Origin of the sequence: Streptococcus sciuri (assembly GCF_024814375.1) — a bacterium.
In the GTDB taxonomy this organism is placed as follows: Bacteria; Bacillota; Bacilli; order Lactobacillales; family Streptococcaceae; genus Streptococcus; species Streptococcus sciuri.
In genome coordinates, this window is record NZ_JANUXX010000008.1 from 1 (window position 1) to 23604 (window position 23604).

A 23604-nucleotide genomic window follows, 5' to 3' on the forward strand; every position below is an offset into this window, starting at 1 on the left:
TTGTGCTATAATGGCAGTGGATAGTTTTGGTGTGCCACTGATTTTTCAGTGGCTTTTTTTGCTTTACTGGAGCAAAAAGGGTTGATTATAAAACTCAGTATAACTATTCACATCACACAAACGCCCATGAGGATTGTCTGCTCTTAGCGCATCTCTTTTCTTCATGATCCTGTGCCAATAAAGCCACTCACTCAAAAAACCTTGGCTTCTTTAGCCAAGGCTTTATAGGACAATCCCCTCTCCTTTCACTCTGATAGAACATAGGCACAAACCAATAAAATGACTAGGTTAACACAATGGACTGTTGCCATCTTTAAACATCAAAATAATGTCTAAAAGAATACCCAGCAAAACCAATCAGTAATAATTTTTATTCATTGCTTTTTTCTTAAAATTTGATCTGATAACCAACAATAAGACTTGGAGCTTTCACCTTCTTATTAGCTTAATAGCTCTTTTTTAATGAAAAACTAGTATTACTTTCACAAAATCTAACTTAATAGCAAATCATGCTAGTTTTTTATTAGAGGGCTTTTTACCTCGCCTTAGTTTCATATCTGATTTCCTTCTTTGGATCTCCTTTATCTTATATCAAGTAGGATAGAATAAACAGTATCATTAGGCACTATTTTTGTTTGTAGAAAGACCCAAAATGAAAGTTTTTATACACTGAACCAACAATCAAGTGTCTAAAATCTAGGAATCTTATCGTTGACGATGATGAGGATTTACTAACCAATAACTACTAAAACGTAAAAAGACTAGAGCAACTTATTCCTCTAGTCTTTAGTGCTTAACGTGTAGAACCTCGCTTAATCAAACCATGATTAAGGACAATTTCCCTTTCAGCCAAATCTTCTTTGTGCATAATTTTTGTCAACATACGCATGCTAACAGCTCCAAGATCATAGACGGGTTGACTAATTGAGCTAAGATTAGGACGTGTAAACTGTGTTACAGAAGAATCATTGCTTGTAATGATTTCAAAATCCTCTGGCACAGACTTACCAGCTGCAAAGAGTCCATTTTGCAGCCCAGCTGCTAATTCATCATCTGCTACGTAGGCAGCCGTCGCTCCAGAATTAAGGACACGTTGAGCTAGATTATAGCCATCTTGATAGTGGTATTTAGCTTCAAAAATAAGACTTTCTTTAAACGATAAACAGTTGCGATTTAAGCCTTCTTTGTAACCATCCAAGCGCACCTTACCATTGATGTCATCAATAAGTGGACCTGATACAAAAGCAATATCATCATGCGTTTTGGCAAATAAATCCACGACCTCGCTGACTGCTTTTTGGTAGTCAATATTGACACTAGGCAGTTGATGTTCCAAATCAACTGTTCCAGCTAAAACAATTGGCGTGCGTGAACGTGAAAACTCAACACGAAGTTTTTCGGTCAAATGATATCCCATAAAGATAATACCGTCAACCTGCTTAGCAAACAGAGAATTGATAACACCGATTTCCTTTTCATCGTCTTCATCGCTGGAAGCTAAGACAATATTGTACTTATACATAGTAGCAATATCATCAATACCACGCGCCAAATTAGAAAAATAAGCATTGGCAATATTTGGAATCACAACTCCAACAGTTGTTGTTTTCTTACTCGCTAACCCTCGTGCCACAGCATTTGGACGATAATCCAGACGCTCAATCACCTCGAGAACCTTTTGGCGTGTGTTTTCTTTTACATTTTTATTACCGTTAACAACACGGCTGACCGTTGCCATAGAAACACCCGCTTCACGAGCAACATCATAAATCGTAATCGTGTCATCAGTATTCATATCCGTCTTCCCCTCATTTTCTTTTAAGCAGTAGTATAGCTTTTTCTAATAATTGAAAATTCGCTTTCAGTACAATTCTATCATGTTTTGTAAACACTTTCAAGATTTAACCTTAATTTTCTTACAAAAATTTTAGATCTGCTTTTTTATAAAAGTTCTTAAAAGTTCTAAAATGAAGTTAGCCAGTTTAAGAGTATGAAAAAACATCTCAGAGAGATATAATTGTAATCAATCACAACAACAATTAGAAGGCTTCTGAGATGCAAAACTATTATACACCAAAAGGGAAACACTTGACAATAGCTGACCGTCAATGTATTGAGCGTTGGCTTAAGGAAGGGCTCTCCAATCGTGAAATTGCTAGAAGATTGGCTAAGGCTCCTCAAACAATTAATAACGATGTCAAACGAGGGCTTGTTAGGCAACAGGTGCGAAAGGGAAAGTATGAGCTAGTCTATTCAGCTGACTTCGCTCAAAGCAATTACCAAAGGAAACGTCAAAAATCAGTTAAACCAACCTACCTCACTAAGGAGCTGAAAAAAGCGATTAGCCATTATCTAAATCAAAAATACTCGCCTGAGATGATGGGCAAAGCAGGAAGGGGAAGTGCACCTATCTCCACGATTTATGACTGGTGCCACAATGGGCAATTAGGATTGACAAAGGAGAACATGTTCTCCCCTCGCAATAATAAAGTTCAAACGAAGAAGGCTAGCCCTGTTTTCAAACCTGCTGGGAAATCCATCGACGAACGTCCAGAGAGTATTAACAAGCGCAAAAGGATTGGTGATTTCGAGATTGATACTGTCATTCAAACACGAGCTAAGAATGAGTGCTTACTGACTCTGACTGACTGTAAAAGTCGGCAGCAGTTGATTAGACTAATTCCTAATAGGTCTGCTTCTGCTGTCAATCTGGCATTGTTGGACATTTTAGAAGAATATGACATCAAGTCTATTACCACAGACAATGGGAGAGAATTTGTGCGATTGGCTAATGCATTTGACGAGAAGAATAGTTACTATGCCCATCCCTACTCTTCTTGGGAGCGTGGAACAAGCGAAAATTACAACCGCCTCATTCGGATGTGGCTACCTAAGGGAAGCAAAAATGCAGCTCAAAAACTGGTCGCTTTCATTAAACGTTGGATAAATCAGTATTCAAAGAAACTATTGGATGACAAATCTCCTCTGGAAGTTGAGTATAATGGCTAACTTGAACTTGAAATTTGCCGTTTGTATTCTCTCATATATTTTCTTGAAAATCCTAAAAAAAGAGTATAATCAAGATCGAGGAGGCGTTTTCAAAGAAAGTGAGGTACGGAATATGGAAAATAAAGGGTTTAATAAGTTGCTTATGATAGTAAGCTTTTTAGTTTTTCTTATTACTTATTATTTAACTAGCAGTCAATATTCTAGTATCATTGGATTGATTTACACCTTACTAATAACTATTCAGGTTTTGGTATTTTTTAATAACAATACTAAGAATAATTTACGTTGGTTACTAACGCTAGTTTTTGTGGTAATTATGGTTTTAAGTATTGTCAATTCCAACATGATTATAGATACAAAGTTATCGTTATTTCTTTTGTGCAGTTTCATTATTTTTATTGGGAATCTATGCTCTCTCATTCCTTATAATCCATTTATTGGGATAAGAATTTTTTCAACAAGGAATGATGAAGGAAACTGGAAAGCCACTCATAATATGTTAGCTGATTTAAATATACCAGTTAGCTGTTTGATTTTGTTACTTTCTAACTTTCTAAATATGAATATTGTAGTAACGGTTTCATTCACTATATGGCTTATTTTGCCAATCATTTATTCTATATGGATTTATCCTAAAAAAGGAGGAAACTAATATGAAGGTGGTAAGAAAAAATCCAAATGCCAGAATTTTTAATAAGTCTAATATAACAGACTTTCAATTACCTCTTGGCGGATAATTCTGCCGTAAATGCTTGCTTTTTGACATGATTTTTGGGAAAATAACACGTAGAAAGAAGGAAAGTCTATGTCTATGTCAAAACTTACTCAAATCCAAAATTACCTCCAGAACGAAAAAGCGAGCTTAGCTGTCATCTCTGATCCTGTCACTGTCAACTACTTAACCGGTTTTGTCTGTGATCCACATGAACGCCAAATGTTTTTATTTGTCTATGCCGACAGTGATCCTATTCTTTTTGTACCAGCGCTTGAGCTTGCTAAAGCGACTAGCCTAATTCAGTTCCCAGTCTTTGGCTATGTAGACTCTGAAAATCCTTGGGAAAAAATCAAGTCCGTCTTGCCATCAACAACTGGCAAAAAACTATTTGCCGAATTCGACCACTTAAATGTCACTAAATTTCAAGGCTTACAAAGTATCTTTGACGGACATTTTAACAATCTTACTCCCTTTATCCAACGTATGCGTCTTATCAAATCACAAGATGAAATTGATAAAATGCTAATCGCTGGACAGTACGCTGACAAGGCTGTTCAGATTGGGATTGATAGCATTTCTCTCAGTCAAACTGAGACAGATATTTTGGCCAAAATTGAATTTGGTATGAAAGAGCAAGGTATCAATAAAATGAGCTTTGAAACCATGGTTTTAACTGGTGACAATGCTGCCAACCCACACGGTGAACCTGGAGTCAATCAGATTGAAAATAATGCCCTCCTTCTTTTTGACCTTGGTGTCATGTACGATGGTTATGCATCCGATATGACACGCACTGTCGCTGTTGGACAACCTGACCAATTTAAACAAGATATTTACAAACTCTGCTTAGAAGCTCAACTAACCGCACAAGAATTTGTCAAACCTGGCGTTACTGCTAATGAAGTTGACAACGCTGCCCGCCACGTCATCGAAAAAGCAGGCTACGGTGAATACTTCAATCACAGACTCGGTCACGGTATCGGTATGAGTGTCCATGAATACCCCTCTATTATGGCTGGAAATAACCTTGAAATCAAGGAAGGCATGTGTTTTTCTATTGAGCCTGGTATCTACATTCCAGGTAAGGTTGGTGTTCGTATTGAGGACTGCGGTTATGTGACCAAAGACGGATTTAATGCCTTTACCCAGACACCAAAAGAACTTCAGTTTTTTGAAGGATAATCACTACAAAGGGAGTTTAATACTCTCTTTTTTGATATTTAGCATCATTAACCAAAATCAAGACTAGACCTTTTTCTCTGAACATGCTATTATAGGAGAAAAGCGGAGGTAAGATATGACTAAAGAAACCATCAAAGCACAGGTCAGAAAAGCCTTTGATCATCGTGTCTCTATTCGAGTCTACAATGACAAGGATATTCCAAAAGAAGATATGGACTACATTCTTGATATGGCTTGGCTTAGTCCATCTTCGATTGGGTTAGAGCCTTGGCGCTTCATCGTTTTGGATCGTAAAGCGATTTCTAAAATCGCCACTGACTTAAAGCCTGTTTCTTGGGGAGCAAAGTCTCAGCTTGATACAGCCAGTCACTTTGTTTTATTACTGGCTGAAAAGAAAGTCCGCTATGACAGTCAAGCCGTCAAAGACAGTCTCTATCGTAAGGAACTTGACAAAGAGATAATTGCTAGTCGTCTCCTGAGATATGAAGACTTTCAAAAAAATCATAAAACAATGGCAAATAGTGATCGTCTATTGTGGGAATGGGCAGCTAAACAAACCTACATTGCTCTGGCTAACATGATGACAGCAGCTAGTTTTATTGGTATTGATTCTTGTCCGATAGAAGGATTCCAAGATGAGCCAGTAAACGCTATTTTAGTCAAACATGGTCTTATTGATCCCAATAAGGAAAAACTAGCTAGCATGTTAGCTTTGGGATATCGTGCAAATACCCCCAAACATAAACGTGTCAGAAAAGATCGTCATACGGTGGTGACATGGGTAGATTAAAGTAAAAAGGAGATTATAATGCCATTTTTACACACTTGCATCCGTGTGAAAGACTTAGATGCTTCGCTCACCTTTTATCAAAAAGCACTTGGTTTTAAGGAAGTTCGACGCAATGACTTTCCAGATGCCAAATTTACCTTGGTTTATCTTGCACTAGAAGATGATCCCAACTATGAATTGGAGCTGACTTATAATTATAATCACGATGATTATAACCTCGGAGACGGATACGGACATATCGCTATCGGTGTTGATAATCTTAAGGAAAGCTACCAAAAACATAAGACAGTTGGATTTTCTGTCACAGATTTGTCTGGTTTACCTGAACACCCCAAGACATACTATTTCATCCAAGATCCAGATGGTTATAAGATTGAAATCATCGACTTAAAATATTCTAACCCTCTCTAGAACGCTACTCCATTTGGAGGATTAACTGTTCTGTTTAAGCTTTTCATGTTACAATAATCAAAAAGAGTTGAGAGGTATGAGCATGACTGTATTATCTATCGTTATCCCCTGTTATAACGAAGAAGAGACCATTTATCCTTTTTTGAAGTCAATGCAAAAGGTGGAAAAAAGTATGGAACACCAGCTCTCTTTTGAGTATATCTTTATCAATGATGGCTCAAAAGACAGGACATTAGAGCTGTTACGAAAAGTAGCAACTATCTATTCGAACGTACACTACATCTCCTTTTCGCGAAATTTTGGCAAGGAAGCAGGGATTTTAGCAGGACTTGAAGCGAGTACAGGTGATTTAATTACTGTTATGGATGCTGACTTACAGGATCCACCTGAATTACTCCCAAAAATGTACCAGAAAATCCAAGAAGGCTTTGATGTCGTTGGAACGTACCGTTCAAATCGCAAGGGAGAGCCTACTATTCGCTCTTTTTTTGCTAATCTTTTCTATAAACTCATCAATACCCTATCTGATACAGAGATGGTTGATGGAGTGCGTGACTTTCGTCTTATGACACGCCAAGTGGTGGATAGTATTCTCTTACTTGAAGAGGTCAATCGCTTTTCAAAAGGAATCTTTTCATGGGTTGGATTTGATGTGACCTATATCAAATTTGAAAACCGTGAACGTATAGCTGGTCAATCGAGTTGGAACTTTTTGAGTCTACTACGCTACTCTATTGATGGATTTATCAATTTTTCAAATATGCCTCTTAGTATTGCCACATGGATTGGGACATTAAGTTTTGTCTTTTCTTTTCTTGCCATTTTGTTTATCGTCATTCGTAAACTCATCTGGAACGATCCTGTCTCCGGTTGGGCAAGTACCGTATCCATCATCTTATTTATCGGTGGCATCCAGTTGCTCTGTCTTGGTATCATCGGTAAATACATTTCTAAAATTTTTACCGAAACTAAAAAACGTCCGATTTATATTGTTAAGGAGAAACGTTAATTGTATTATTATATTTATTCCAAAAACAAACCGATAGTTCGCCAAATAGACTATCGGTTTGTTTTTTTAACTTTCTATAAAGAAGTTCCTCATTACAACAAACTTCTACTTATTGTCCTTTGGCAATTTTCTGATAGGAACTCCCCACTCTCTCCCTGGAAAATCATGCAACAATTTAGCATAAAATTCAGAAGTAACAGGGGAGAGTTTACCTTTAATCCCAAGAAATCCTAGTCTCAATTTTAGATTAAATATAATCTTATAGAAAAATTCATTATTTTCTATATTATTTTTTGCTTCTATTATAATATTACGTTCTTCCATCGAAATATCTGAAAGGATGATATCTACAAGTTCTTCAGTAAACTCTTTTTCAGTCATACCTAACCTCCCATAAGGTGCGCATAGGCAGGATTATAGTATATGAAAGGTGATAAGGACTGCTTTGTTATAGATTGTATATAACCATTCACCATAACATTTGTGACATGATTAATAGTAGAGGTTGTTTGCAAAGCTCGCCATTCCCCTGTAGCAGAATTTTGATAGAAACTATAAGGATCTGCAGCATACTTCTAAATCCAACGTCCCCCATTTTCAAATGGAAGGTTAATATATACCAAATAGCGGGCTATAGTGGGCAAAATCCCCTCCCATGTCTGTAACAATAGCTTCTTTGATATTAAATGCATATAATTCCGACAATGTCACATGAGGAAGAGCGTCAGTTTGTTCATCCGCATAAACTGACGGAGCTACAAAAGGTAGAACTATCCACACTAATAGAAGTAATTTAACAATACTTTTTTCATATTATGCACTCTTTCTAAAGTAAATTAGTGAAAACAATATATAGAAAGTTGGGAAATACAAATATAGTTTCCGTTGATTTTCCCTCCCAGCGCAGTTCCCATTTTCTAAAAGAAGTATAATATATGTCTATCAAAATATAAACGATTACTTATCAGTGATTTCAATCGAAAAAGAGACGCTATCGTCTCTCTTTGAAGGTTTTATCGTCCATTAAAAGCTTTCATCTGTCTAGCGATGTTGCGGTCTTGCTCACGGCGTTTGATAGTTTCACGTTTGTCGTAGTCGTGTTTTCCTTTAGCAAGTCCGATAAGAACCTTAGCGAAGCCATTTTTGATATAGACTTTGAGGGGGACAAGGGTCATGCCAGTCCCTTTTAGCTCATCTTCTAATTTTGCGATTTCACGTTTTTTTAAGAGCAATTTTCGTGTTCTATCAGGGTCTTGATTCCAGATATTACCCTGATCATAGGGTGTGATGTAGACATTAATCAGCCAAGCTTCACCGTTTTTAATCTGAGCGTAGCCATCTTTTAGGGTGATTCTTGCGGAACGGATACTTTTAATCTCTGTCCCCGTCAAAACCAATCCCGCCTCAACGGTATCCACAATGATATAATCATGCCTTGCTTTTTTATTTTGTGCAAGTGCCTTATCTTTTGTTGTCGCCATCTCTACCTCCACTATCAGCTTTAGCGCTTACCTTTTTGCTTTTTATATGCGACATCTTTGTAAAAGAGCTTCTTCTTATTTTTACCTTTTTTATCGCCCTGTTCTTTTTTACGATTAGAAGCGTACGTTTCTTTCGAATAACGTGGTTTTCTGCGTTTATCATCCTTTTTATCGTTCTTGTCCTTAGGTACTTTTTCCACCACATCAAACTCACTTGGTAAATACTCAAAGTCAATGTCGCCTGTTTCCTTGTCTGATCGAACGAGTTTAACTCGGATTTGCTGTCCAACCTTAAAGACCTTACCAGACTTCTCACCATGAAGAGACATTGTACGCTCATTGTAGTAGTAAAATTCTGACAGAGTTGTGATATGGATGAGTCCTTCTATAGTATTTGGTAGCTCGACAAACAAACCAAATTTGACAACACTTGCTACCACTGCATCAAATTCTTCACCAACATGTTCTTCCATGTACTCAGCTTTCTTCATCGCCTCAACAACTCGTTCCGCATCAATCGCACGTCTCTCTAGGCTTGAGGTCTGACTAGCAATCTCAGGAATTTTAGATGCAAAATGCTCTGCATTGTCTTTTCTCTCCAGACTATACTCACGAATCATACGATGCACTAAAAGATCTGGATAACGGCGAATAGGACTGGTAAAATGTGTGTAATAATCTGCTGCTAAACCATAATGCCCATAATTATGCTCAGAATAGCGCGCCTGTTGCATGGATCGTAACAACATCGTAGACAACACATCACTCCCTGGTTTTCCCTCCACCTTTTTCATAAAATCTTGTAAAGCTGGCTGGCTAATCTTATTTGCCGTACCTCTGATAGGTACACCAAAGAGACTAGCGTAATCCATGAATTTCTGCAATTTTTCAGATTTTGGTTCCTCATGAATACGGTAAATGAAAGGCAAGTGTTGTCTTGTAAAATGTTCAGCTACCGTTTCATTAGCAACCAACATAAAAGATTCAATCATGCGCTCTGCAAGTCCACGCTCCCGCAAGATAATATCAACTGGGAAACCATTCTTATCGACGAGAATCTTAGCTTCCTGTGTGTCAAAATTCAGCGCTCCACGAGAAATTCTCATATCCTCTAAAATATTATGTAAAGCTACCATATAGTGGATGCTCTCAACAATAGGTTGATAACTGTCTATCAGCTCCTTGTGGCCTGCAATAATCTGATTGACATCGCTATAGGTCATTCGGAACGTTGTCTTGATAACAGATTGACAAATCTGATGTGAGACCACTTTCCCTTTAGGAGTAATCTCCATGAGACAAGACTGCGTTAAACGCTCAACGTTAGGGTTAAGAGAGCAGATACCATTTGACAAGCGCTCTGGTAACATAGGTACCACGCGATCCGTTACATAAACAGATGTTCCTCGACTGAGAGCTTCACGATCAAGCGCAGAGCCTTCTTTAACATAATAAGATACATCAGCGATATGGACACCTAGCTCAAAGTTACCATTGCCTAGTTTCTTGATATGAACCGCATCATCAAGATCCTTGGCATCCGCTCCATCAATGGTAAAAGTTATCTCATCTCTCAAATCAACACGTCCTACCAAGTCCTTATCTGTCGGACAATCAGGAACAGCTTTGGCTTCTTTTAAGACGTCCTCTGGAAATGCAGATACGATGTCCATAGATTCCAATACCTCTAGCACATCGATTCCTACATCATCCTTGTGTCCAATAATATCACGTACACTGGCTACAAAATAATCATGATGCTTAGTGGGATATTTCTCAATTGCCACCTTGATAATCTCCGTACCATCTAGGACAATCGGTTCTTTTTTGATATAGATTTTTTGTGTAATTTTCTGGTTTTTAGAGGTGATATAACCAGCGTATTTGGGATGTTCATCATCAAGGACAAACTTACCAACAACTGTTTTTAGACTACGCTCTATAATCGTAACCACACGTGCTTCTGCCGCCGTACCTTTTAGACGGTTAGCAGGCTTTTTAATAATCGCTTCAACGACATCACCGTCCACAGCGTAGCCTACATCGCCTCGCCCAATAAACAAATCTTCCTCGTCATCATCTACTACCAAAAATCCAAAACCTGCCTTATTAGCTCGAAAAGTCCCTGTCACAGTCACTTCTTTTTTGGTTTCTTTTTTAGCACGAAAAGAGAGATAACCAGCATCATCAAAATGGATAAGACCTTTACTCTCTAAGTAAGAGATGTCCTTTATCAACTTTGGAAAAGCTTTACTACCTGTCATCTCAAAAGCAACTGCCAAATCGTTAACACGGATTTTACCTTCTTTTTTTAGATAATCTAATATACGTTCTTTCATATGTTCTCAATTCTATTTCGATTTTGGAGGAAAAAGATAAAAAAGGAGCCAGACGTCGGTCAAGCTCACCTATTACTTACTTGATAAAACTACAAGTGCTAGAGCAATTGCTAACCAGAAAAAAACTAGAATTGCTGTCAAACGTTGCATAAACGCTTCAAATCCACGTGCCTTGGTACGTTCAAAAAGAGCTTCTGAACCACTACTATCAAACACATTGCTACTTGGATTTTTCTGAGGTTGCATAAAGACTGCAATGATAATCACTGCCGACAAAATAAGTAACAAGGTCAAGAGTAATTTATACATGTTATCTCCTCCACACTAGTCACTCTCCATTGTATCATAAAGCACCCTAACTTTCAATATGTAAAGTGACTTTTCTCTCTTTAGGACAATACTTGGGAACTTGAATTTTTTCAGGATGGGTTTGCTTATTTTTGCTGGTTAGATAATTGCGCCTACCACATGAAGTACAGACCAGATTGATTTTAACTCTCACACGATTTCCTTCACTCTAAGATATTTTCTAAAATTGATTAAACTCCACAAAAAGTTGACAAAAACAATGCCACATGTCACAAAAAAGACTGAACGATAACCTAGACTCGCTGCTACATTTGAACCAACCATTGGTCCTAGAACTTGACCTAGATAGCTAAACATCTGATTGTAGCTAAAAATCCTTGAAATTCCAGCTTTTGGTGTGATTTTAGTAAGAAGTGAATTGATACTTGGCATGAGAGACCCTGTTCCAAATCCGTAGAGAAAACGCAAAAGCCCCAATTGTAATGGTGTTGTAGCTAGCGCACAGAGAAAGTACATGCAAAAACTGTAAAAAAGAGCGATAAGTAGCAAACGATGGTTACCAATACGATCTCCCAAACGACCTAGATACGGACTGCTAAGCATACTCGAAAAGCCCATGGCAGAGACAATAAATCCAGAGACAAACATGAGATTTTCCTTTTGCCCCAAGTGGCGTATATAAAGCGTCAGAATCGGTGAAACGGACTGTGCAGAGACTTGGATAATCATACTCGTAATAAAAAGTCCAATCAAGATCTGTAAACTTTTTGCCTTCTTAAAAACCTCCCTAGTCGGCATAGTCTTTTCATGAGAGATAGGCTCAAAGTCCTCTCTGATGAAAAAGATCGTCATCAAACTGCAAATTAAGAGGAGGAAACCAACCAGTAAAAAAACACGACGAATCCCTAGCCATTCAGCTAAAATACCACCCAACAAAGGTCCGATAAGAGCACCACCGGTCACACCAGTTGCCAGTGTCCCAAGAGCATACCCAGAATGTTGCTTGGGTGCTTGCGAGGCAATCAATGCCGTAGAATTTGGTACATAGCCTGCAAACATCCCGTTTAATACTCTAAGAAATAGCAACCAGTGGACATTAGGTACAAAGGCAAGTCCACCCATCGTTAACGTCATAACTAGCCCCGCTCGCACCATCATAGGTTTACGTCCGTAACGATCGGCAAGCCACCCCCAAAGCGGTGCTACCAAAGCAGAAGCTAACGCAGACAAAGACACAGCAAGTCCTGCATACAACTCAACCAGTCCTTGTGGCGCACCTAGGTTCTCTACATATAGAACCATAAAGGGCATCACCAAAGAAAAACTGGCACCTGTGAAGAAATTCCCTAACCAAGCAATTTTCAAATTTTGTCGCCAATTCACCGTCTCGATTGGCATATCATCATCTTCTTTCTACATTAATTTTTTTATTGCGACTTATCAAGTGCTAATTGTGCTAAAAGAGCGTTTACCTTCTTTTTCAGCTCTTTTTTTGTGCCGTTATTGTCAATGACAATGTCGGCAAAGGTCTTCTTTTTATCAAGAGATAACTGGCTACTGAGACGCTTTTGTGCCTGTTCATCAGTATAGTGATTCCGCTCTTTAAGACGCTCAAGCTGTGTTTTTTTATCCACATAAACCAACCAAATAGCATCAAACCAGTCCGTATATCCTCCCTCTATCAAAAGCGGAATATCCATAAAAAAGAGGGGCTCACGTCCTGATAGTCTATCCCGTGCTTGTGCCAATTCTTCTCGGATAATATTATCTTGTAGCTGAGATAAAAGCAACAAATTGCTAGGATTACCAAACATCATCTCCGCTAATCTTGAACGATGAAGCTCTCCTGTATCATCTAGGATAGACTCACCAAAATGTTCAACCAACACTTGATAGAGCTTACCACCTTTTCTTTGTAAACTGTGAACTATCTTATCAGCATCAATAACCTGATAGCCTAACTCACGCAGTAACTCCACTACTGTGGATTTCCCTGACGCGATACCTCCTGTTATTCCAATAATGTTACTCATCTTTTCTGACAGAACGGACAAAAATGCGTTCCTCTTCCTCCAACCTTGATTTTCTCAATAGGTGTAGCACAACGAGGACAGGGCACACCTGTTTTGCCATAAACTTTCAGGTGGTCTTGCATAGTACCGTCCTCACCAAAGGCATTGCGATAGGTACGAATAGTAGAACCACCTTTTGCGATAGCTAACTGTAAGATACGAATAATATCATCGTGCAATTGCTCTACCTCTGTAGCTTTTAGACTACTTGCTTGACGTTCTGGATTAATACGACTTGCCCAAAGAACCTCATCCACATAGATATTTCCAAGTCCACTCACCAAAGTTTGATCAAGAAGCAGTGGCTTTATAGACTTATGATAACGAGCAAGATTACTCCTAAAAGGTTCTAGCAAAAAATCTTCCTTAGTCGGCTCTGGTCCGATTTTTTTGCGTTCAAAATATGCTAACAATTGTGACTTTGCCAAAAGTTCAAAAGTGCCGAACTTTCTGACATCTTGATAAACCAAAGTTGACCCATCATCGAGACTAAAAAAGAGATGAAAGTGTTTATTTTCTGGCACTTGTTCAGAAAAAAGCAAGTACTTGCCTTCCATACGTAAATGGGAGATGATAACCTTCTTATCAAGCTCAAAAATTAAGTATTTACCACGACGCTTCACTGCTTGAAAGGTTTGACCCAACAATTCATGTTGAAAATCCTGACTACCAAGTTTGACCAGTCGAGGAACCTTTATCATCACATCTTTGATTGTTCTTCCGACAATCAAATTCTCCAACCCTCGTCTGACGGTCTCAACTTCTGGAAGTTCTGGCATGGACATCCTCACTTTCTATAGTTAGTCATCAAAAGTCAAAACAAGAGAGTGCACAACAGCACACTCACACTCCATTTTTAACCTATTCATTCTATCATAAATTTAGCTAAAGTGCATGAAAGAAAACTACTATTCCTACCTTTACAACCATAAAATAGTTTGACAAAATCTGTCGTCAAACTGTCTTAATATTCTTTCTTATTGTAACCAAAGTCTGCAAGATCAAGCTTTTTGTCTCGCCAGTTTTTCTTGACTTTAACCCAAGTTTCAAGATACACTTTATCACCCAACATAAGCTCAATATCACGTCTAGCAAGACTACCAATTTTCTTGAGCATAGCACCTTTTTTACCAATAACAATGCCTTTTTGGCTGTCACGTTCGACCATAATCGTCGCTCTAATATGTACTTTATCTGTCTCCTCATCTCGCTTCATGCTCTCTACCACCACTGCTACAGAGTGGGGGACTTCTTCGCGAGTCAGCAACAACACTTTTTCACGAATCATCTCAGATACCAAAAAGCGTTCAGGATGGTCAGTAATCTGATCAGTTGGAAAATACTGAATTCCCTCCTCGAGATTGCTTTTGAGAATGTCTATTAGCCTTGGGATGTTATTGCCCTGCAGAGCTGAAATAGGTACAATTTCCTTAAAACTCATCTGACTGTTAAAATCCTCAATCTTCTCCAGAAGAGCATTTGGATGTACCTTGTCGATTTTATTGATGATAAGTATCACAGGTAACTTAGCCGCCTTTAGGCGCTCTATAATCATATCATCACCTTTTCCACGAGCTTCATCTGCTGGTACCATGAAAAGAACCGTATCTACCTCACGCAACGTACTATAGGCAGACTCTACCATAAAATCACCTAGCGCCGTCTTTGGCTTATGGATACCCGGAGTATCAATAAAGACAATCTGCTCATTTTCTGTCGTGTAAATCCCCATAATCTTATTACGAGTAGTCTGAGCTTTATCACTCATGATGGCAATCTTCTGCCCTATGACATGATTTAAAAAAGTAGATTTGCCTACATTTGGACGACCCAAAATCGCTACAAAACCTGATTTAAACATATATATATTAACTCTTCCTTTATTCTTTCTATCTAAAGATAAGCTTAAGTACCTTTGGCACAAAGATAATCAATCCTGTCAACACAGCATAGCAAGAAACAACTAGTACTGCTCCTGCTGCCATATCCTTTGCATTTTTAGCTAAAAGTGAAAAGTGATAACCACTAGCTAAGTCCACTACATTTTCAAGAGCAGAGTTAATCATCTCAAAAGCTACAACTAAAAAAATACTCAATAGTAAAAATAACCAATCAATAGCCGATACTTGAAAAATAAAGCCAGCAATAATCACAAGGATAGCTGTCACCATGTGCTTACGCATGTTGCGTTCTTCCTTAAACGCTGTCTCTATTCCTGTCATGGCGAACTCTATGCTAGTTAGTAAATCACGGTTTTTCCATTTTTTTTGATTATTGTCTTGTAAGTCCATAGGCGCTCAAAATCTCTTCTTGTAGCGTAAACATTTCTTCTTCTTCTTTTGGTGTGTAGTGATCATAACCATTGATGTGTAAAAATCCATGCACTGCTAAAAAACCCATTTCTCGCTCAAAAGAGTGACCATAGGCATGCGCTTGCTCGTATGCCTTGTCCACAGAGATAAAAAGCTCCCCAATATAGCTGTCAAACTCTGCCATCATTTCAGCCAATTCTGGATTAGAGTCCAGCATTTCCTCATCTATGGAAACCTCCTCATCTGGCTTATACTCCAAGCTGATGACATCCGTCGGACGATCAGTATTACGATAAGCGAGATTAAGCTCATGACTACGTTCATTCGTCACAAAGGTAACCCTCATTTCCTTATTCTCTTTTCCTATTTTTTCGGCTGCAAATTGCAACAATTCTATGGTTTGTTGTTTGATAGCTTCCGATACTTGATTGGTCTCATCAATCATTTCTACGTACATCTTTTTTACTCACATTCAACTATTTTATTAAATTTATTATACCATACTGGAATTTCAAAAGTCTCTTTAGAGGAAAACTGGTATAAATCTATCATAAAATCAACTCTCATCTGTAGTCGGCAAGTTGCCAATTATTTCGTAATTGGTCAAACCTGATGAATACTGTTCTGTTTTGATTGTTTTAGTCTCTTCTGCTATCTCCTTATCCTCATAAGCCGTGATGATTTCAGCAACAACAGGGTGACGTACCACGTCTTTTGCAGATAAATAAATAAAGTCAATCTGTTCGATATTTTTGAGCTTTTCGGTCGCATCAATCAAACCTGACTTAACATTACGGGGCAAGTCAATTTGACTAGTATCACCATTGACAATCATCTTAGAATTGAAACCAAGGCGTGTGAGAAACATTTTCATCTGCATAATAGTCGTATTTTGCGCTTCGTCAAGAATAACAAAAGCATCATCAAGTGTACGACCACGCATATAAGCAAGTGGAGCAATCTCAATAATCTCGCGTTCCATGAGACGTATCGTCTGATCTTTTCCAAGTATCCGATAAAGAGCATCATAAACTGGACGCAGATACGGATCCACTTTTTCTTTGAGATCACCTGGTAAAAAACCAAGACTCTCACCAGCCTCAACAGCAGGACGTGTGAGAATAATGCGCTTAACTTGACCGCGCTTGAGCGCCATCACAGCTATGGTCACTGCTAGAAAAGTCTTCCCCGTACCAGCTGGCCCTATACCAAAAACGATATCGTGCTTTTTGACGCTATCGATATAAACCTTTTGTCCAAGTGTTTTGACACGAATAGGATTGCCATAATTATCTTTTATAATTTCTTCTTCATAGAGTGCCACAAACTTATCAATATTGTCTGTTTGCACCATATTAAGAGCGGTAACGACGTCAGATGTATTGATTAACATACCACGTCCAACTAGCACTAACAGAGCATTAATGACGAGTCTTGCCTTCTCGACAGTCATTTTCTCACCGACAATCTGCACACGCTCAATTCGTGCGTGAATCGTCACACTTAATGCCTTTTCGATAACTTTCAAATGCCGTTCATTTGTTCCAAAGAGAATCATCATATCATCTGGATGAGCTAATTGAATATCAATTGAGTAATCTTGCAAATTCTCTGTCTCCCTCACTCTATACCCTTTCATTATATCATTTTATCAACTATGTGGTACGTAAAAATAATGGCTTACTATTTCAAAAACTTGATTTGATAGCAATCAGTTATCCTCTTCAATGTGCCAAGTACTCCTCCCAAATCTTATCAAAATCGCTCAAATTAAAAGAAAAACTCGCTTCATCTTCCAGATAACGACTAATTGTCTCAAAGTCTGTACTATGCTTTGGAAAAGTTGTTTCTTCAAAGACAAAACCTGCTAGCTGAGATGTAGCACTTGTTGTTTTTGCATTTCTTTGGGTCATTAACCAAGTGTAAAATGATTTTCGCATACTCGTCTCCTTTTTTAAAGATGATTCTTATTGTAACAAAAAAGCTGTTTAGAGGAAACTCTCAACAGCTCTCTTTCAACATTAATACTATTTGCCTGTCTCAATCAAATCTACACCAAATTGATCTTGTTTGATTTTCCCAGATTTCATGAGAACACCGAGGGATTTTTTAAATTGTCCTTTTGAGATACCAAAAGTTGCTTTAATATCAGCTGGCAAAGACTTATCATTTAGAGTCATATAGCCACCGTTTGCCTTTAGATAAGCCAAAATCATCTGTGCATCATTTTCCAACATTTCATAGGAACGAGGTTTAATTGAGAGGTTAAGTGTCCTATCCATCTTCCGAAATCCGATAACCCGAGCGTCTAAAACCTGACCCAAACGTGGCTCTACATAGCGTTCTGATGGGTGAATAAAGCCTAACATATTATTATCTGGTAAATAGACAAAAGTGCCACTCAATTTCAAACGATAGACAATCGCCCGTACATTTTGATTTTGCATATTATCATAGGCAGGAACTGCCAATCGCTGAAAAGTCATCTGATCCGCTAAAATTCCCCAAATCCGCTCCTTGCTATCCACCTCATAGCGGATATAAAGCTTGTCCCCCTTCTTTGGCCAGAGCTCCTTAAGTTCAGGCAAAATATCGATTGACACTACCACTTGCTTGTCAGGTAAGCCTGTATCGACAAAGACACCTAAATCCTTCCGAACATCTGTTACCTGCCCCCAACCAAACCTTGTTTTCGTTGCAGTTACCTCTAAGGTAGTTAAGCGCAACTTTTGTCTTATATCAGTATAAGCAAAGCCCTTGACAAGCTCCCCCAATTGGTGCTGCCCTTCTTCCTTTGCTAAGGCAAAAGTCACTCCGTCTTTTTGAATATAATAAAATTGGTCATTTTCGTCCGTCACAAGACCTGTGATGAACGTTGCTAATAATTGATTCATATCGTTCTTTCTATAGTGAAGAATTGGATTTACTCAAACCAGTCATTTGCTAGAAGAGCAAGCCCTATGATAGTAAAGAGAATATTATTTTCAAAGATTCTCCATATCAAGAGGAAAAAGTAGGAAATAAAACTAAGAATTTTCAGATGTTTTCTCTTCATTTTCTCACCTATTTTTCTAAAGGCAAAAAGGCTAAGGAAATAAGCCCTAGCCTAGCTCATCTATCTTAGACTTCTAGCAATTCTTTTTCTTTGTCTGCTGTCATCTGGTCAATTTTCTTAATGGCAACATCTGTCGCTACTTGGATGTCTTTTTCAAGCACTTTGAGTTCATCTTCTGTGATTTCTTTTGCTTTTTCTTGTTTTTTAACTACATCCATAGCATCACGACGAATGTTTCGGATAGCAACCTTAGCATTTTCACCGACTTTTTTCACGTCTTTTGCTAACGCTCTACGTGTTTCCTCTGTCAAAGCTGGAATGACCAAACGAATGACAGAACCATCATTTGCTGGGTTGATACCAAGATCAGACTCATTGATGGCACGCTCAATATCCTTAATAGAGCTCTTGTCAAATGGAGAAATCAATAGAACACGTGCTTCTGGTACAGTGATAGAAGCCAATTGATTAAGCGGTGTAGGTGCTCCGTAATACTCCACTTCGATACGATCCAGTAAGGAGGCATTTGCCCGTCCTGCACGGATACTTGCGAACTCACGAGCAAGAGAGTGATGCGACTGCTCAAAGCGCTTATTTGCTTTATCAATAATAGGATTGACCATAACTTTTTACTCCTCAGATATTTTATTTGATACTGTTGTTCCGATTTGCTCACCAAAGACAACACGTTTGATATTACCCGTTTCATTCATGTTAAAGACGACAAGGTCAATATCATTATCCATAGATAGGGTTGACGCAGTAGCGTCCATAATCTTAAGACCACGCTTAATTACTTCAACGTGTGTCAACTCATCAAACTTGATAGCATTAGCATCCTTTTTAGGATCAGCATTATAAACACCATCAACACCATTTTTAGCCATAAGAATAGCTTCTGCTTCAATCTCAGCTGCACGAAGCGCTGCCGTTGTATCTGTCGAAAAATAAGGGGAACCTATACCGGCACCAAAGATGACAATTCGTCCTTTTTCTAAATGGCGCAGAGCGCGCCCACGAATATAAGACTCAGCTACATTTTGCATTGGTATAGCAGTCTGGACACGTGTGTCTACACCATACTGCTGTAAACTATCTGCCATAACAAGAGCATTCATCACTGTTCCAAGCATACCAGTATAGTCTGCTTGGACGCGATCCATCCCTGCAGCAGCTGCAGGTTCTCCACGCCAAAGATTGCCACCACCAATCACAAGTGCAGTCTGCACACCGGATTGATGAACTTCTGCAATCTCCTTAGCGATATCCTGAACAGTAGATAAATCAATACCAACACCCTTGTCACCAGCCAATGCTTCCCCCGACAATTTAATTAAAATACGATGATATTTCGGTTCAACCATTTTAATTCTCCTTGTTTTATCCCATCTATTCTATCATATTTTACATGATTCTCCTAGTACTTAGATAGGATTTTTTAACAATCATAGCTGATAATAACTAGTACTATTTTATTTTTTCTTTAACCACTCGTGATATTTTCCGACCAGATTAATCGCCATTTGGCTAGCCAATGCCACTGAAAATGCCTCTGTCCCCTCTAAGTAATCATCTGTCACTTCCATCTTACTTTCATTGTAAATATCCATTAGACTCTCTTGCGACAAAGTCTTTTTAAATGCTTCAAATTCGTTCATATGCTTTTTCCTTCCTCTTTACTCTATTAATTAGTGTATCATCAAGTCTTCTAAAATACCATTATAAGCCTGCTAAATACGTGATTTATTTCACCACACAAAAAGACCCTAAACGGGTCTTTTTCACAACTAAAGTGAACTTGGATCAACCTTGATACCAATACCTTGAGTAGTTGTGATAGAAAGGTTTGTGATGTATGTTCCTTTAGTTGTAGCTGGTTTTGCTTTAACGATTGTGTCGTTGAAAGCCTTGAAATTTTCAACCAATTTGTCAGTATCAAATGACACTTTACCGATAAGAGCTTGAACGTTTCCTGCTTTGTCAGCACGGTAAGTAATCTTACCACCTTTAGATTCTTCAACAGCTTTTGCAACATCCATAGTTACAGTACCTGTTTTAGGGTTTGGCATGAGATTACGAGGACCAAGCACACGACCAAGACGACCAACGATAGCCATCATATCTGGTGTTGCGATGACAACATCAAAATCAAGCCATCCACCGTTGATTTTTTGGACAAGGTCGTCCTCACCAACAAAGTCTGCACCAGCAGCTTTTGCCTCTTCAGCCTTTGCACCACGAGCAAATACCAAGACACGTGAAGTTTTACCAGTACCATTAGGCAAGACCATCGCACCACGAATTTGTTGATCAGCCTTTTTCACGTCAATATTAAGGTTGTAAGCAACTTCTACAGTTGCATCAAATTTCGCAAAGTTAGTTTCCTTTGCAAGAGCTACAGCTTCTTCTACGCTGTATGCTTTAGTGCTATCAACTTTTTCAAGAGCAGCACGCAAGTTTTTACTTTTTTTAGCCATTATATTTTCTCCTTGTAATGTGGTCTAACGATTTTAGTGAAATCTCCCACGTCACTCATCAGATGTTGATGAAGTCGTGCGGGTTTAGTGGGGACTGTTAGTCAGTAACAGTGAACCCCATTGAACGAGCAGTACCTTCGATCATACGCATAGCAGACTCAATGTTTGCAGCGTTAAGGTCAGGCATTTTAGTTTTAGCGATTTCTTGCACTTGTGCACGCGTAACGCTAGCAACTTTCGTTTTGTTTGGCTCACCTGAACCTTTTTCAACACCTGCAGCTTTTTTCAATAGAACAGCAGCCGGCGGAGTTTTTGTGATGAAGTCAAATGATTTATCTTCATATACAGAGATAACTACTGGGATAATCATACCAGCTTGATCAGCTGTACGAGCATTAAACTCTTTAGTGAATCCCATAATATTGATTCCTGCTTGACCAAGAGCTGGTCCAACTGGTGGAGCTGGTGTCGCTTTACCAGCAGGAATCTGAAGCTTAACAACTTTTTCGACTTTTTTAGCCATTTAAATATCCTCCTGTTGTGGTTCTTTCGGTAATTATAAATTTTTACCTCCCACAGATATACTTTTCAGTATACCTAACTATTATAACTTATTTCTAAAATAAATCAAGTTTTTCTTTTAAAAAGTTTACAAGTTACTTTGCAAAAGGTAAAATAGAGACATGATATATAAGTTTATTGCCCTTCTGTTACTTGTCTTAACACCTATTTTTTCTTCTATCATTGTCAATCTACTTGGTTTGAAGCGCTTCAAGTGGCTTTTTTCAGATATTGCTTTTCCCTTGTATATCTTGGAAATTTTTCTTCTCTCCAGCAAATTTTTAGCGCATGGGCTTTTTCCCTATCTCATTTCACTATTTAGTTTCTCAGCGTTAATGATTGCTATCTTTCTTATCTTAAAAAAACATCATTTTAGTTATAGACGATTTGTTAAACTCTTTTGGAGAGTAGGTTTTCTGATTGCTTCATTAGCTTACTTTGGTCTTGTCATCTATATTTTTCTTATCTAAAATTTTACTGCCGTCTCTACCGAACGGCTTTTTATTTTACAAAAAATTAAAAAAAACGAGCCTCATGAGCTCGTTACAATTAAAGTTGTCTGACTATAATTGTTAATTTGGGAACTTAATACTAATTAAGCTTCGATTTCAGATACGATACCTGAACCAACAGTACGTCCACCTTCACGAATAGAGAACGTAGTACCTTGTTCAACAGCGATTGGGTGAATCAATTCAACATCAATAGTCACGTTATCACCAGGCATAACCATTTCAGTACCTGCTGGTAATTCGATTGAACCAGTTACGTCAGTTGTACGGAAGTAGAATTGTGGACGGTAGTTATTGAAGAATGGGGTGTGACGTCCACCTTCTTCTTTAGTAAGGATGTAAACTTCACCTTTAAATTTAGTGTGAGGTTTGATTGATCCTGGCGCAGCCAACACTTGACCACGTTCGATTTCGTCACGTTGGATACCACGAAGAAGTACACCAACGTTATCTCCTGCAAGACCTTCATCAAGTTGTTTACGGAACATTTCAACACCAGTAACAACTGCTTTTTGGATTTCGTCACGGATACCAACGATTTCAACTTCATCGTTGACTTTAACTGTACCACGATCAATACGTCCTGAAGCAACTGTACCACGTCCAGTGATTGAGAATACATCTTCAACAGGAAGAAGAAGTGGTTTATCAGTGTCACGTTTAGGTTCTGGAATGTACTCATCAACAGTATTCATCAATTCCATGATGATGTCTTCGTACTTTTCGTCACCTTCAAGCGCTTTAAGAGCTGAACCTTGAATAACTGGAATATCATCACCTGGGAAATCGTATTCGCTAAGAAGGTCACGGATTTCCATTTCAACCAACTCAAGCAATTCTTCATCGTCAACCAAGTCAACTTTGTTCATGAAGACGATAAGGTGTTTAACACCTACTTGACGTGAAAGAAGGATGTGTTCACGAGTTTGTGGCATTGGACCATCAGTTGAAGCTACTACAAGGATAGCTCCATCCATCTGAGCGGCACCAGTAATCATGTTTTTAACGTAGTCTGCGTGCCCTGGCGCATCGATGTGTGCATAGTGACGTTTTTCAGTTTCGTATTCAACGTGCGCAGTGTTGATAGTGATACCACGTTCACGTTCTTCTGGAGCAGCATCGATAGAAGAATAATCTTGTGGTTGGTTAACTGCAGATGGAAGACGGCGAGCAAGAACTGTAGTAATTGCAGCTGTCAAAGTAGTTTTACCGTGGTCAACGTGCCCAATTGTACCAATGTTAACGTGTGGTTTACTACGATCGTATTTTTCTTTTGCCATTTTAGGAAAAGCCTCCAATAAAATATATTTTATAGATAGACGGTAGGCAATACAGTCTAACTTTACCTTATTATTTTAACAAATTACGGT

Annotated in this window: 28 protein-coding genes; 7 read left to right on the forward strand and 21 right to left on the reverse strand. The window is 38.4% G+C overall.

What is annotated here, in order from left to right; genetic code table 11:
- Nucleotides 1-793: 793 nt before the first annotated feature.
- Nucleotides 794-1795 carry a catabolite control protein A gene (gene ccpA / locus NXS10_RS06870; protein WP_259139064.1) on the reverse strand — a complete coding sequence of 334 codons (1002 nt, stop codon included), beginning with the start codon at nucleotides 1793-1795 and terminating at the stop codon, nucleotides 794-796.
- A gap of 260 nt (nucleotides 1796-2055) precedes the next feature.
- On the opposite strand from ccpA, the gene NXS10_RS06875 reads away from it, so the two are divergent.
- The 6 genes from NXS10_RS06875 to NXS10_RS06900 all read left to right on the forward strand — a co-directional run bounded on the left by NXS10_RS06875 (nucleotide 2056) and on the right by NXS10_RS06900 (nucleotide 7116).
- A complete protein-coding gene (locus NXS10_RS06875) occupies nucleotides 2056-3009 on the forward strand; it encodes an IS30 family transposase (protein WP_259139065.1) in 954 nt (317 codons plus the stop codon).
- Nucleotides 3002-3661 carry an SdpI family protein gene (locus tag NXS10_RS06880; protein WP_259139066.1) on the forward strand — a complete coding sequence of 220 codons (660 nt, stop codon included), beginning with the start codon at nucleotides 3002-3004 and terminating at the stop codon, nucleotides 3659-3661. The genes NXS10_RS06875 and NXS10_RS06880 overlap by 8 nt, the downstream gene beginning before the upstream one ends.
- A gap of 159 nt (nucleotides 3662-3820) precedes the next feature.
- On the forward strand, nucleotides 3821-4906 hold the full coding sequence (locus NXS10_RS06885) for a M24 family metallopeptidase (RefSeq protein ID WP_259139158.1): 1086 nt from the start codon (nucleotides 3821-3823) through the stop codon (nucleotides 4904-4906).
- Between the two features lie 115 nt (nucleotides 4907-5021).
- A complete protein-coding gene (locus NXS10_RS06890) occupies nucleotides 5022-5696 on the forward strand; it encodes an NAD(P)H-dependent oxidoreductase (protein ID WP_259139067.1) in 675 nt (224 codons plus the stop codon).
- Between the two features lie 18 nt (nucleotides 5697-5714).
- Nucleotides 5715-6107 (forward strand): lactoylglutathione lyase, encoded by a 393-nt coding sequence (gloA, locus tag NXS10_RS06895; RefSeq protein WP_259139068.1) that lies wholly within the window; start codon nucleotides 5715-5717, stop codon nucleotides 6105-6107.
- 82 nt (nucleotides 6108-6189) lie between these two features.
- Nucleotides 6190-7116, forward strand: coding sequence for a glycosyltransferase family 2 protein (locus tag NXS10_RS06900; RefSeq protein ID WP_259139070.1), 927 nt, complete (start codon nucleotides 6190-6192; stop codon nucleotides 7114-7116).
- Between the two features lie 105 nt (nucleotides 7117-7221).
- Here NXS10_RS06900 and NXS10_RS06905 read toward each other — a convergent pair whose 3' ends face one another.
- The 19 genes from NXS10_RS06905 to rplK form a co-directional block, all read right to left on the reverse strand.
- A complete protein-coding gene (locus NXS10_RS06905) occupies nucleotides 7222-7497 on the reverse strand; it encodes a bacteriocin immunity family protein (protein WP_259139071.1) in 276 nt (91 codons plus the stop codon).
- 632 nt (nucleotides 7498-8129) lie between these two features.
- A complete protein-coding gene (gene smpB / locus NXS10_RS06910) occupies nucleotides 8130-8597 on the reverse strand; it encodes an SsrA-binding protein SmpB (RefSeq protein ID WP_259139072.1) in 468 nt (155 codons plus the stop codon).
- A gap of 20 nt (nucleotides 8598-8617) precedes the next feature.
- The gene (gene rnr, locus NXS10_RS06915; RefSeq protein ID WP_259139073.1) at nucleotides 8618-10936 is read right to left on the reverse strand and encodes a ribonuclease R; all 2319 of its coding nucleotides are present in this window, start codon (nucleotides 10934-10936) and stop codon (nucleotides 8618-8620) included.
- A gap of 72 nt (nucleotides 10937-11008) precedes the next feature.
- Entirely contained in the window at nucleotides 11009-11245 is a 237-nt protein-coding gene (secG, locus tag NXS10_RS06920; RefSeq protein ID WP_115268683.1) for a preprotein translocase subunit SecG, read from the reverse strand.
- Between the two features lie 46 nt (nucleotides 11246-11291).
- On the reverse strand, nucleotides 11292-11438 hold the full coding sequence (rpmG, locus tag NXS10_RS06925) for a 50S ribosomal protein L33 (protein WP_259139074.1): 147 nt from the start codon (nucleotides 11436-11438) through the stop codon (nucleotides 11292-11294).
- Nucleotides 11435-12628, reverse strand: coding sequence for a multidrug efflux MFS transporter (locus NXS10_RS06930; protein WP_506005119.1), 1194 nt, complete (start codon nucleotides 12626-12628; stop codon nucleotides 11435-11437). The genes rpmG and NXS10_RS06930 overlap by 4 nt, the downstream gene beginning before the upstream one ends.
- A gap of 44 nt (nucleotides 12629-12672) precedes the next feature.
- On the reverse strand, nucleotides 12673-13278 hold the full coding sequence (coaE, locus tag NXS10_RS06935) for a dephospho-CoA kinase (RefSeq protein WP_259139075.1): 606 nt from the start codon (nucleotides 13276-13278) through the stop codon (nucleotides 12673-12675).
- A complete protein-coding gene (gene mutM / locus NXS10_RS06940) occupies nucleotides 13275-14096 on the reverse strand; it encodes a DNA-formamidopyrimidine glycosylase (RefSeq protein WP_259139076.1) in 822 nt (273 codons plus the stop codon). The genes coaE and mutM overlap by 4 nt, the downstream gene beginning before the upstream one ends.
- 185 nt (nucleotides 14097-14281) lie before the next feature.
- Entirely contained in the window at nucleotides 14282-15178 is an 897-nt protein-coding gene (gene era, locus NXS10_RS06945) for a GTPase Era (RefSeq protein WP_259139077.1), read from the reverse strand.
- A 28-nt stretch (nucleotides 15179-15206) separates the two neighbouring features.
- Nucleotides 15207-15608 carry a diacylglycerol kinase family protein gene (locus NXS10_RS06950; protein ID WP_259139078.1) on the reverse strand — a complete coding sequence of 134 codons (402 nt, stop codon included), beginning with the start codon at nucleotides 15606-15608 and terminating at the stop codon, nucleotides 15207-15209.
- Entirely contained in the window at nucleotides 15589-16086 is a 498-nt protein-coding gene (gene ybeY, locus NXS10_RS06955; protein ID WP_259139080.1) for an rRNA maturation RNase YbeY, read from the reverse strand. Before ybeY ends, NXS10_RS06950 begins: the two co-directional genes overlap by 20 nt.
- 99 nt (nucleotides 16087-16185) lie before the next feature.
- Nucleotides 16186-17268 (reverse strand): PhoH family protein, encoded by a 1083-nt coding sequence (locus tag NXS10_RS06960; protein ID WP_373318052.1) that lies wholly within the window; start codon nucleotides 17266-17268, stop codon nucleotides 16186-16188.
- A gap of 85 nt (nucleotides 17269-17353) precedes the next feature.
- Nucleotides 17354-17569 (reverse strand): YozE family protein, encoded by a 216-nt coding sequence (locus NXS10_RS06965; RefSeq protein ID WP_259139082.1) that lies wholly within the window; start codon nucleotides 17567-17569, stop codon nucleotides 17354-17356.
- Nucleotides 17570-17656: 87 nt separating this feature from the next.
- Nucleotides 17657-18523, reverse strand: a complete 867-nt coding sequence (cvfB, locus tag NXS10_RS06970; protein WP_259139083.1) for an RNA-binding virulence regulatory protein CvfB — start codon at nucleotides 18521-18523, stop codon at nucleotides 17657-17659.
- A gap of 226 nt (nucleotides 18524-18749) precedes the next feature.
- Nucleotides 18750-19307 (reverse strand): ribosome recycling factor, encoded by a 558-nt coding sequence (frr, locus tag NXS10_RS06975; RefSeq protein WP_259139084.1) that lies wholly within the window; start codon nucleotides 19305-19307, stop codon nucleotides 18750-18752.
- Between the two features lie 6 nt (nucleotides 19308-19313).
- Entirely contained in the window at nucleotides 19314-20048 is a 735-nt protein-coding gene (pyrH, locus tag NXS10_RS06980; RefSeq protein WP_259139085.1) for a UMP kinase, read from the reverse strand.
- Nucleotides 20049-20156: 108 nt separating this feature from the next.
- Nucleotides 20157-20342, reverse strand: coding sequence for a hypothetical protein (locus NXS10_RS06985; protein ID WP_259139087.1), 186 nt, complete (start codon nucleotides 20340-20342; stop codon nucleotides 20157-20159).
- A 129-nt stretch (nucleotides 20343-20471) separates the two neighbouring features.
- Entirely contained in the window at nucleotides 20472-21161 is a 690-nt protein-coding gene (gene rplA, locus NXS10_RS06990; protein ID WP_259139088.1) for a 50S ribosomal protein L1, read from the reverse strand.
- 97 nt (nucleotides 21162-21258) lie between these two features.
- Nucleotides 21259-21684 (reverse strand): 50S ribosomal protein L11, encoded by a 426-nt coding sequence (gene rplK / locus NXS10_RS06995; protein ID WP_259139089.1) that lies wholly within the window; start codon nucleotides 21682-21684, stop codon nucleotides 21259-21261.
- Between the two features lie 160 nt (nucleotides 21685-21844).
- Here rplK and NXS10_RS07000 point away from each other — a divergent pair, with 160 nt between their 5' ends.
- Nucleotides 21845-22192 carry a DUF3397 domain-containing protein gene (locus tag NXS10_RS07000; RefSeq protein WP_259139090.1) on the forward strand — a complete coding sequence of 116 codons (348 nt, stop codon included), beginning with the start codon at nucleotides 21845-21847 and terminating at the stop codon, nucleotides 22190-22192.
- A gap of 125 nt (nucleotides 22193-22317) precedes the next feature.
- On the opposite strand, the gene tuf is transcribed toward NXS10_RS07000, so the two are convergent.
- Nucleotides 22318-23514, reverse strand: coding sequence for an elongation factor Tu (tuf, locus tag NXS10_RS07005; protein WP_259139091.1), 1197 nt, complete (start codon nucleotides 23512-23514; stop codon nucleotides 22318-22320).
- Nucleotides 23515-23604: the final 90 nt, after the last annotated feature.

What these genes read in the sequence shown, in the direction of transcription:
- ccpA (WP_259139064.1), bottom strand. Translation starts at nt 1,795, where the DNA reads ATGAATACTGATGACACGATTACGATTTATGATGTTGCTCGTGAAGCG.
- NXS10_RS06875 (WP_259139065.1), top strand. Translation starts at nt 2,056, where the DNA reads ATGCAAAACTATTATACACCAAAAGGGAAACACTTGACAATAGCTGAC.
- NXS10_RS06880 (WP_259139066.1), top strand. Translation starts at nt 3,002, where the DNA reads ATGGCTAACTTGAACTTGAAATTTGCCGTTTGTATTCTCTCATATATT.
- NXS10_RS06885 (WP_259139158.1), top strand. Translation starts at nt 3,821, where the DNA reads ATGTCAAAACTTACTCAAATCCAAAATTACCTCCAGAACGAAAAAGCG.
- NXS10_RS06890 (WP_259139067.1), top strand. Translation starts at nt 5,022, where the DNA reads ATGACTAAAGAAACCATCAAAGCACAGGTCAGAAAAGCCTTTGATCAT.
- gloA (WP_259139068.1), top strand. Translation starts at nt 5,715, where the DNA reads ATGCCATTTTTACACACTTGCATCCGTGTGAAAGACTTAGATGCTTCG.
- NXS10_RS06900 (WP_259139070.1), top strand. Translation starts at nt 6,190, where the DNA reads ATGACTGTATTATCTATCGTTATCCCCTGTTATAACGAAGAAGAGACC.
- NXS10_RS06905 (WP_259139071.1), bottom strand. Translation starts at nt 7,497, where the DNA reads ATGACTGAAAAAGAGTTTACTGAAGAACTTGTAGATATCATCCTTTCA.
- smpB (WP_259139072.1), bottom strand. Translation starts at nt 8,597, where the DNA reads ATGGCGACAACAAAAGATAAGGCACTTGCACAAAATAAAAAAGCAAGG.
- rnr (WP_259139073.1), bottom strand. Translation starts at nt 10,936, where the DNA reads ATGAAAGAACGTATATTAGATTATCTAAAAAAAGAAGGTAAAATCCGT.
- secG (WP_115268683.1), bottom strand. Translation starts at nt 11,245, where the DNA reads ATGTATAAATTACTCTTGACCTTGTTACTTATTTTGTCGGCAGTGATT.
- coaE (WP_259139075.1), bottom strand. Translation starts at nt 13,278, where the DNA reads ATGAGTAACATTATTGGAATAACAGGAGGTATCGCGTCAGGGAAATCC.
- mutM (WP_259139076.1), bottom strand. Translation starts at nt 14,096, where the DNA reads ATGCCAGAACTTCCAGAAGTTGAGACCGTCAGACGAGGGTTGGAGAAT.
- era (WP_259139077.1), bottom strand. Translation starts at nt 15,178, where the DNA reads ATGTTTAAATCAGGTTTTGTAGCGATTTTGGGTCGTCCAAATGTAGGC.
- NXS10_RS06950 (WP_259139078.1), bottom strand. Translation starts at nt 15,608, where the DNA reads ATGGACTTACAAGACAATAATCAAAAAAAATGGAAAAACCGTGATTTA.
- ybeY (WP_259139080.1), bottom strand. Translation starts at nt 16,086, where the DNA reads ATGTACGTAGAAATGATTGATGAGACCAATCAAGTATCGGAAGCTATC.
- NXS10_RS06960 (WP_373318052.1), bottom strand. Translation starts at nt 17,268, where the DNA reads ATGAAAGGGTATAGAGTGAGGGAGACAGAGAATTTGCAAGATTACTCA.
- NXS10_RS06965 (WP_259139082.1), bottom strand. Translation starts at nt 17,569, where the DNA reads ATGCGAAAATCATTTTACACTTGGTTAATGACCCAAAGAAATGCAAAA.
- cvfB (WP_259139083.1), bottom strand. Translation starts at nt 18,523, where the DNA reads ATGAATCAATTATTAGCAACGTTCATCACAGGTCTTGTGACGGACGAA.
- frr (WP_259139084.1), bottom strand. Translation starts at nt 19,307, where the DNA reads ATGGTCAATCCTATTATTGATAAAGCAAATAAGCGCTTTGAGCAGTCG.
- pyrH (WP_259139085.1), bottom strand. Translation starts at nt 20,048, where the DNA reads ATGGTTGAACCGAAATATCATCGTATTTTAATTAAATTGTCGGGGGAA.
- NXS10_RS06985 (WP_259139087.1), bottom strand. Translation starts at nt 20,342, where the DNA reads ATGAACGAATTTGAAGCATTTAAAAAGACTTTGTCGCAAGAGAGTCTA.
- rplA (WP_259139088.1), bottom strand. Translation starts at nt 21,161, where the DNA reads ATGGCTAAAAAAAGTAAAAACTTGCGTGCTGCTCTTGAAAAAGTTGAT.
- rplK (WP_259139089.1), bottom strand. Translation starts at nt 21,684, where the DNA reads ATGGCTAAAAAAGTCGAAAAAGTTGTTAAGCTTCAGATTCCTGCTGGT.
- NXS10_RS07000 (WP_259139090.1), top strand. Translation starts at nt 21,845, where the DNA reads ATGATATATAAGTTTATTGCCCTTCTGTTACTTGTCTTAACACCTATT.
- tuf (WP_259139091.1), bottom strand. Translation starts at nt 23,514, where the DNA reads ATGGCAAAAGAAAAATACGATCGTAGTAAACCACACGTTAACATTGGT.